At 35.3% G+C, this 8,777-nt stretch carries 7 protein-coding genes; 3 read left to right on the top strand and 4 right to left on the bottom strand.

From position 1 onward, the window contains the following. Window positions 1-4: 4 nt before the first annotated feature. On the bottom strand, window positions 5-385 hold the full coding sequence (locus Q0L29_RS03300) for a hypothetical protein (RefSeq protein WP_296619057.1): 381 nt from the start codon (window positions 383-385) through the stop codon (window positions 5-7). A 110-nt stretch (window positions 386-495) separates the two neighbouring features. Next, window positions 496-1,599 carry a Fic family protein gene (locus Q0L29_RS03295; protein ID WP_367275745.1) on the bottom strand — a complete coding sequence of 368 codons (1,104 nt, stop codon included), beginning with the start codon at window positions 1,597-1,599 and terminating at the stop codon, window positions 496-498. A gap of 278 nt (window positions 1,600-1,877) precedes the next feature. Here Q0L29_RS03295 and Q0L29_RS03290 point away from each other — a divergent pair, with 278 nt between their 5' ends. After that, window positions 1,878-2,624, top strand: a complete 747-nt coding sequence (locus Q0L29_RS03290; RefSeq protein WP_296619055.1) for a flavodoxin family protein — start codon at window positions 1,878-1,880, stop codon at window positions 2,622-2,624. A 133-nt stretch (window positions 2,625-2,757) separates the two neighbouring features. Next, the gene (locus Q0L29_RS03285; RefSeq protein WP_296619054.1) at window positions 2,758-3,387 is read left to right on the top strand and encodes a peroxiredoxin-like family protein; all 630 of its coding nucleotides are present in this window, start codon (window positions 2,758-2,760) and stop codon (window positions 3,385-3,387) included. A gap of 157 nt (window positions 3,388-3,544) precedes the next feature. On the opposite strand, the gene rnr is transcribed toward Q0L29_RS03285, so the two are convergent. Both rnr and Q0L29_RS03275 read right to left on the bottom strand, forming a co-directional pair. Next, window positions 3,545-5,710 (bottom strand): ribonuclease R, encoded by a 2,166-nt coding sequence (rnr, locus tag Q0L29_RS03280; protein WP_296619052.1) that lies wholly within the window; start codon window positions 5,708-5,710, stop codon window positions 3,545-3,547. A 60-nt stretch (window positions 5,711-5,770) separates the two neighbouring features. Next, on the bottom strand, window positions 5,771-6,472 hold the full coding sequence (locus tag Q0L29_RS03275; RefSeq protein ID WP_296619050.1) for a 3'-5' exonuclease: 702 nt from the start codon (window positions 6,470-6,472) through the stop codon (window positions 5,771-5,773). 601 nt (window positions 6,473-7,073) lie between these two features. Here Q0L29_RS03275 and pgi point away from each other — a divergent pair. Continuing rightward, on the top strand, window positions 7,074-8,726 hold the full coding sequence (gene pgi / locus Q0L29_RS03270; RefSeq protein ID WP_296619049.1) for a glucose-6-phosphate isomerase: 1,653 nt from the start codon (window positions 7,074-7,076) through the stop codon (window positions 8,724-8,726). The last annotated feature ends 51 nt before the right edge of the window (window positions 8,727-8,777 follow it).

The raw sequence follows: 8,777 nt of genomic DNA, 5'->3' as shown, positions 1-8,777 counted from the left end.
TCTCTTAACAGTACCGTACAGTAATTGGCATTTCAATTGCCACATGGCGTTCAGTCGCTGTTTCATCTAAAAGTGGAAGTGGGGCTCCTTTTCCGTACCAGTATATTTCATCTACCATTGGCGATTTACTTTTTGCTCTAAAATAAACGTTCAATCCAGATTCAACTAGAATCCTATTTCCAATAACAGCTTTTGAAATTGCAAATCCTAAGCGAGTTGCCATTGCTGGATAATCTTCTGTTTCAAATCCTGTCACAGCAAATTTTGTTATTCCAATTCCCAATTTGGCACTAAGGTTATAGCTTTTGTTTTCCTCGCTATTTGTCTGGGAGTAAGCAAAACAAGCTGAGCATAAATAAAAAGAGATAAATATAAATGGATTCATAAACAAAGTTTTGCAGCCTAGTGGTTATTTATTTAAACCGCTAGAAGGTAATGAATATTATCATGCTTTTAGAAATTTTCATTTTGAACATTAGGTGCTGGAATCAAGATTCAAGACTTTCTGAGTCTATAACTTGTGCTTCTTCCTCCTGATTCTTCTTGTTCCAATATGTTTTTATCAATTAGGTCATTTATATCCCTGATAGCAGAATCCTTTGAGCACTTTGCAATTTCAGCCCATTTTGCTGAAGTCAACTTGCCTTCAAATCCATCTAATATTTTATTAAGTAATTTTTTCTGTCTGTCATTTAGTTTCTTGTCTGCATTTGCTTTCCAAAAATCAGACTTATATAGAATTTCGCTTAATATATCCTCAGTTGATTTCAGGGCATTTATCAAACATTTCAAAAACCATACTATCCAATCTGTTATATCTAAATTACCTTTTTGGGTTTTTTCAAGGATTTCATAATATCCTTTTCTCTCTACTCGAGTCTGGGCAGACATACTATAAAATCGTTGCTCGCTTTTATCAGATTGAGCCAACAACATATCTGTTAGTGCTCTTGCCATTCTACCATTCCCATCTTCAAAGGGGTGAATAGTAACAAACCATAAATGAGCAATAGCAGCTTTCAAGACCAAATCACTTTCGTCACTGTTATTGAACCAATCTAGGAAACTATTCATTTCCTTTTCAACATGGATTGCGGAAGGTGCTTGAAAATGAATTTTCTCTCTCCCCATTAATCCTGACACCACTTGCATAGGACCAGTTGTATCCTTTCTCCAATCTGCTACCGTTATTTTCCGAATCCCACTCCTACCAGTTGGGAATAATGCAGCATTCCAATCAAATAATCTATCTGCACTTAAAGGTTGATAATATTTTTGTGTAGCATCAAGGAGCATCTCCACTACACCATCCACATTTCTATCAGACGCTACTGTCCCCGCAAATTCAATCCCTAATTTCCGTGCAACTGAAGACCGAACTTGCTCTTCATTCAGAAACTCTCCTTCAATTTCAGAAGATTTTAAAACATCTAATGTAATAGTATCAAGAAAAGCTTCATTTCTCAATTCGAATCCAAGAGAATCCATTTTTCCAAACAACCTTCCCTGCAAATTTCTAGCTTCAGTTAGTAGTCCTAAAAACTCCTCAGTGTTCCATTTAAAATTTGGCCAATCTTCTAATTGATGTATATAATTCATTATTCAACGCAATATTTGCATCGAATATACAACTATTTGTTGCAAACGAAATTATTCGTAGCAAAAAATGCATCAAATAAGAAACTTAATCGTTGCATGTCAATGTATAAGGTTAATTCTAGTAATTATAAATCCAATTAAAGTCACAAAACTAAAATTCACATTTATTATTCCCACAACTTAGTATTGATTGTTGGAGTTAAAATTAGTACAACTGTCATCTTACAAACATTTTTTAAGGTGAAAATTCTTTTCATTAGAACTTAAAATCCTAAACAATGAAACTTAGCAATTACCAATCGAAACTCAATAAAGAAAATAAAACTGATTTCAGCGGACTAAAAGCGGTTTTTATCAATTGTACTTTAAAGAAATCACCAGAAAAATCTCATACTTCCGGATTGATAAGCATGTCTGCAGAAATTATGGAGGAAAATGGAATCCATGTGGATATCATCAGAGCTGTTGACCATAAGATTGCTTTTGGGGTTTATCCTGATATGAAAGAGCATGGCTGGGCTCATGACGATTGGCCAGCTATTCAAAAAAAGGTAATGGAAGCCAATATTTTAGTTATCGGCACTCCAATTTGGTTAGGAGAAAAATCCTCTGTTGCTACTCAAGTGATTGAAAGACTTTACGGTTTTTCAGGAGAAACCAACGAGCAAGGACAATATGCTTATTACGGAAGAGTAGGCGGCTGTTTGGTAACAGGAAATGAAGATGGAATTAAACATGTGGCCATGAGTACTTTATATGGTTTGCAGCATTTGGGCTATGTAATCCCTCCACAAGCAGATGCAGGATGGATAGGCGAAGCAGGCCCTGGCGCATCTTATATGGATAAAGGCAGTGGTGGGCCAGAAAATGATTTCACGAACAAAAACACCACTTTCATGACCTGGAATTTGATGCATATGGCTAAAATGTTGCAAGACCAAAATGGAATTCCTGCTTACGGGAACCAAGCAAAGGCATGGGAAGCAAGAACGGATAAAGACCATCCTAATCCGGAGTACAGATAAAGTTGAAAGAAATAAAATGGTAGCACTTTTAAACCTGCCAGGTTTAAATTCAAAGAACCTATTATATATTCCAATTATACATTTGATGGCAAGTAAAAACCTGACAGGTTTCAATCATAAATCAAAAATTAAAATGAAAAATATAAAATACAACTTCCTATTAATCCTATTTTGTTTCTTAGGTGTTTTCTCATTACAAGCACAACACAAAACCATAGAAGAAGTATATGGAAAAGCTATAGGTGAAAAAGTTCAAAACTTTACGGCTATGGATGCTGAAGGAGATACATTCAATTTAAAAACTGCCTTGAAAGAAGGGCCTGTCGTATTATTATTCTATCGTGGACAGTGGTGTCCGGTTTGTAATCACCATCTGAGTCAGCTGCAGGAAAATTTAGATTTAATAAAAAGCAAAGGTGCTAAAGTGATAGCGGTTTCGCCTGAAAAGCAGGAAAATCTTCAAAAAACGAAATCTCTAACAGGGGCGGATTTTACTTTACTTTATGATGAAGATTATAAAATCAGTGAAGATTTCGATGTGGCATTTGTACCAAAAGAGCAACTGATTGAGCTTTATAATACACGTCTTGAAGCTGATTTAGAAAATGCACATTCAGACAATTCAAAACGCATTCCAGTACCGGCTACTTTTATTATTGACCAAAATGGCAAAGTGGTCTGGAGACAGTTCGACAGGGATTATAAAAAAAGAGCGAGTGCTGAGGAAATAATGGAGGCATTGGAAAATAATCTAAAAAAATAAGTAAAGCTAAGTTAACTTAAATTTAAGTTCCTTAATTTATTATAGCTTTTAAAGATTCTCCAAAGCAGTAAAATAAATGTGTCAAATAGAATAACTTGAGCACATTTATTTTACTTAATTCTCAATTAAAAAATTGATATCCTTAATCCCTGATTACTTAAGCCTCTTCCTTCTCACAAAACTCTAAATCGATAGTTCTTTTATCAATATCAGTAGCTTTCACTCTTACCGTTACAGGGTCACCTAGTGTAATCATCCGCTTATTATTGCGACCTATGATTCTGTAATTCTTTTCATCAAATTCATAATAATCATCAGTCATATCAACTAAGCGCACCATGCCTTCACATTTGGTTTCTATGATTTCCACAAAAATACCCCATTCGGTAACGCCTGTTACCAGACCATCAAATGCTTTATCCTCAACAGAGGCCATGAATTCAACTTGTTTGTACTTAATAGAAGCTCTTTCCGCATCTGAAGCCCTTTTCTCCATTTCTGAAGAATGCAAACATTTAGATTCGTACTCTTCTGCATTTACTGACTTTCCTTGTTCCAAATAATGCTGCAATAATCTGTGCACCATCACATCAGGATAACGTCTGATTGGAGAAGTAAAGTGAGTATAATATTGAAATGCTAACCCAAAGTGAAATGAGCTCTTAGTAGTATATTTTGCCTTGGCCATAGAACGAATAGCTAAGCTTTCCAGAACGTTCTGCTCAGGCTTTCCTTGAATATCATTCATTAAACTATTCAAAGATTTAGCTACTTCTTTTTCTTCTACTTCTAAATCATGGCCAAATCTTTTAGCAAAAATGGAGAATGTACTCAGCTTTTCTGGATCTGGATAGTCATGCTGACGATATACGAAAGTTAGCTTTTGATCGCCTTTTTTCTTGGTTGCAATAAATTCAGCCACTTTCCTGTTGGCCAATAACATATATTCCTCCACCAATTTATGTGCATCCTGTCTAACCTTTGGAATAACCCCTAGTGGTTTACCATTTTCATCTAGCTTGAATTTTACTTCAACCGATTCAAAAGCAATGGCTCCATGTTTAAAACGAGTTTCTTTTAGTTTTTTGGCTATTGAATTAAGCGTAGTCAATTCTTCTGTATGGTCACCCATCCCAGCTTCTAAAACAGCCTGAGCTTCTTCGTAAGCAAATCTCCTATCGGAATGCGTAACCGTTCTACCAAACCATTCATTATGAATAGTTCCATTATTATCAAGTTCAAAAACTGCTGAGAAAGTAAATTTATCTTCATTCGGTCTAAGTGAACAGAGTCCATTTGAAAGCCTTTCCGGCAACATCGGAATAGTTCTATCAACCAAATAAACAGAAGTTGCTCTATGATATGCCTCTTCTTCCAGCAAAGTACCAGGCTGCACGTAATAGGTTACATCTGCAATATGGATTCCTATTTCATAATGACCATTTTCCAATTTTTTGAAAGATATAGCATCATCAAAATCCTTTGCATCTTCAGGGTCAATGGTGAAGGTAGTAGTATCACGCATATCCCTTCTTTTAGCAATTTCCTTATCAGGCAATTTGTCGCTTATCTTTTCAGATTCTTTAATAACTGCTTCAGGAAATTCCATTGGCAATTCGAATTCAGCCATAATGGAATGGATTTCTGCTTCATTCTCCCCGGCTTTCCCTAAAACTCGAATTACTTTAGCTTCGGGCTTTCGATCTAAATCTCCCCAGCTTGTGATTTCTGCTATCACTTTATCCTGATGCTCAGCACCACCCAATTTATCATTATTAATGAAAAAATCAGTATGGATATATCGACTGTCAGGAATCATGAAAGCATAGCGGACGGATTTATCAATTCGTCCGACAAATTGCGTTTTAGCTCTCTCCAGAATCTCAACTACTTTTCCTTCTTCCCTTCCGTCTTTATTTTTCTTAGTGACAATAACTTTCACTATATCATGATGAAAAGCACCTTTTAGCTTATCGGATTTTATAATAATATCATCCTCTCGGTCTTCCGAAATTATATAAGCTATTCTAGGATTGACATTATCAACTTTTCCTATGATGTATTCAGGCTCTCTGGAAGAAACGTAAGTTGCTCTGGATGCTTTGTCGATTTTACCTTCGTTTAGCAATTCCATCAAAACTTTATCAATCAAGCGTTTTGCTTCAGCCGTATTGCTTCCAATTGCTTTGGCAATATTTCTGACCGTAAAGGATTTTCCAAGGTTAAAATCTAAAATTTGTTGAACTTCTTGTTTTAGTTCGGGTATGCTTTTAATTATTCTTTTAGGCTTTTTTACGCCTTTTTTATTTCTTTTTTTACTCATGTTTAAAATTATAATGTTTTGAAAAGAATGTCATTAAGATTATATGAAGAAATCAATAAATCATTCATCCTTAACTTTGATGATTTGCTCTTCTTGCAAGATGGGTTGACCATTCATTTTTAGGTACAATTGGCAAGTGAGCACTACATCTTTTTCACAATATTCGGCAATTCTTTTTAAATCACCTTCTTTATAATAGACTTCATATACCTGACTTCCGTCAATATCGTCTTTACTGGTAGGTAAATCAAATATATGTGCCAGCAAATCTAATTTGGTATAATGCTTTCGGTCTCCGAATTTCCACATTTCCAAAGTATCCATATAAGGAGTTTGCCAAGGCTTCATGGATGAAACGTCCAATACCGAAGGAAGTTTTAAACCATTCACCAATATCCGCCTGCAAATATACGGAATATCAAACTCTTTGATGTTATGACCGCAAATAACTGAATTCGTCTCCTCTACTTTTTGCAGAATTTGAATGAGATCATTGAGGAGTTTTGCTTCATCTTCATCCGCTAAAGTGGTCACTCTGAGCTTTCTATTCCCCTCATTTCCAAACATCCAACCTAATGAAACCACAACTATTTTACCAAATTCGGCATATATTCCTGCTCGTGGGTAAATCTCTTCGGCTGTTTCTTCATTTTTGCTAAGAAAAGAGGCTTTGTGTTGCCATAATAATTGTTCCTTTTCAGATAAATCAATGTAATTCTCCGCTTGGGGGACGGTTTCTATATCAATAAAAAGTATAGCCATTCTTGCCTGGTTATGAGTTGAAGTTGGCTGAAATTATGGAAAATATTGGAAAGAATGAAGGGTTGGAGTTAGAAGTTTAAAGGAGCCCCTTTATCCCCAAGGGGGAAATTATGTTAGGGCCACAGATCTAGTGCTAACAGATATAAAGTTGACAATAGACAAAATGTTCTAATCATTTTTATACTTTAATAATTAACTTAAAATTTCTTAGGTACGAAAAATCGCAGGCACTCCCAAAAGTGTACCGATGCTCATGTCAGACATTGAAAATGTCGGACATTTATCTCCATGCATGCATTATCTCCAGAAAAAACCCAATGTCTGACATGAAAAATGTCCGACATATCTGCACTACGCTTTGATAGAAAAGGATATGAGCACTAAGGTCAGTACCGCCAATCTGGAAAGCCCCCTTAATTCTCCAATGGGAGAGATATTGGAAGTTACAAGCTCAAAGTATGAAGCCTGAAGTCTAGATACTCCAAGCTGTCTTGATTCTAGACTCTCTAATTTTAACAAAAATCACACTAAGGCTATCTTTTTAACGTATAGACTTTAACTTTGCATCGAATTTAAGCACAGACTTTATTTTTTTTTACAAATGACATATATTTCACCGATTGAAACCAAAAGCTGGAAAAAGTTAGAAAAGCATTATCAAAATACTAAGGACATCCATCTCAAAACACTTTTTGAAGAGGATAAAAGCAGGTTTGATAAATTTACTTTAAACACTGAGTCACTTTTTATAGATTTTTCTAAAAACAAAATCACAAAAGACACACTCGATTTACTCTTGGAATTGGCAGAAGAAATGCAATTAACAGAAGCCATTCATTCCATGTTTGAGGGTAAAAAAATTAATCAAACTGAAGGACGAGCTGTTTTACATACTGCTTTGAGGGATTTATCCAATAATTCTGTAATGGAATCAGGAGTGGACGTGATGCCTATGGTTAAAAAGGTGAGAAAGCAAATGGAGACTTTTAGTCAGAAAGTACACTCTGGTGAATGGAAAGGCTACTCTGGCAAGCAAATAAAGCATATTGTCAATATTGGAATTGGAGGTTCTGATTTAGGTCCTGTTATGGTTACTGAAGCTTTAAAACCCTATAAAGTAAAAGGGATTGAAAGCCATTTTGTATCCAATGTAGATGCTACTCACATAGCAGAAGTTCTGCAAATAATTGACCCTGAAACAACTTTGTTTCTTATAGCTTCTAAAACTTTTACTACTCAAGAAACCATGACTAATGCCCATACAGCAAGAAAATGGTTTTTAGAAAATGGAGGTTCGGAAGAAACCATCAAAAAGCATTTTGTAGCTCTTAGTACGAATAAAATTGGCGTTGAGAAATTCGGGATTGACCCTGCCAATATGTTCGAGTTTTGGGATTGGGTAGGTGGAAGATATTCACTTTGGTCAGCTATTGGTTTGTCTATTGCTTTGAATATCGGCTATAATAATTTTGAAGAATTATTGAAAGGTGCCCATGAAATGGATATTCATTTTAAAGAAGCTCCTCTATCGGATAATGCTCCTGTGCTTTTAGCCTTGATAGGCATTTGGTATAATAATTTTTATAAAGCTGAGACTGAGGCTATTTTACCATATGACCAGTATTTGCACCGATTTGCTGCTTATTTCCAACAGGGAAATATGGAAAGCAATGGCAAATCCGTTGACAGAAACGGAAATGAAGTAACCTATCAAACAGGTCCGATTGTATGGGGAGAGCCAGGTACAAATGGTCAGCATGCATTCTACCAGTTAATTCATCAGGGAACCAAGATGATTCCTTGTGACTTTATTGCGCCTGCTGTTTCTCATAATCCAATTGGTGATCATCATCAAAAGCTTTTGGCTAATTTTTTTGCTCAAACAGAAGCTTTAATGAATGGTAAAACTGAAAAAGAAGCTCGCCAAGAATTAGAGCAAAAAGGTTTAAGCTCTGATGAAATAGAAAAATTATTACCTTTTAAAATCTTTAAAGGAGATAATCCAACCAACTCCATATTGATGAAGAAAATCACTCCTAAAAGTCTTGGGAGCCTGATTGCGCTTTATGAGCATAAGATTTATGTTCAAGGAATTATCTGGAATGTTTTCAGTTTTGATCAGTGGGGAGTAGAATTAGGTAAGCAATTGGCAGGTTTAATTCTACCAGAACTAGAACATGATAATCCTGTAATTGGACATGATGCTTCTACTAATGGATTGATAAATGAGTATAAGAGGATGAGAGGAAAATAAAGACGTTAAACTTAATTACTAAAGTTTTTGTATATTTAAATAGCACAAGTA

Origin of the sequence: Marivirga sp., from assembly GCF_024636815.1 — a bacterium.
In the GTDB taxonomy this organism is placed as follows: domain Bacteria; phylum Bacteroidota; class Bacteroidia; order Cytophagales; family Cyclobacteriaceae; genus Marivirga.
This window is presented reverse-complemented; position numbering and strand designations above follow the sequence as displayed.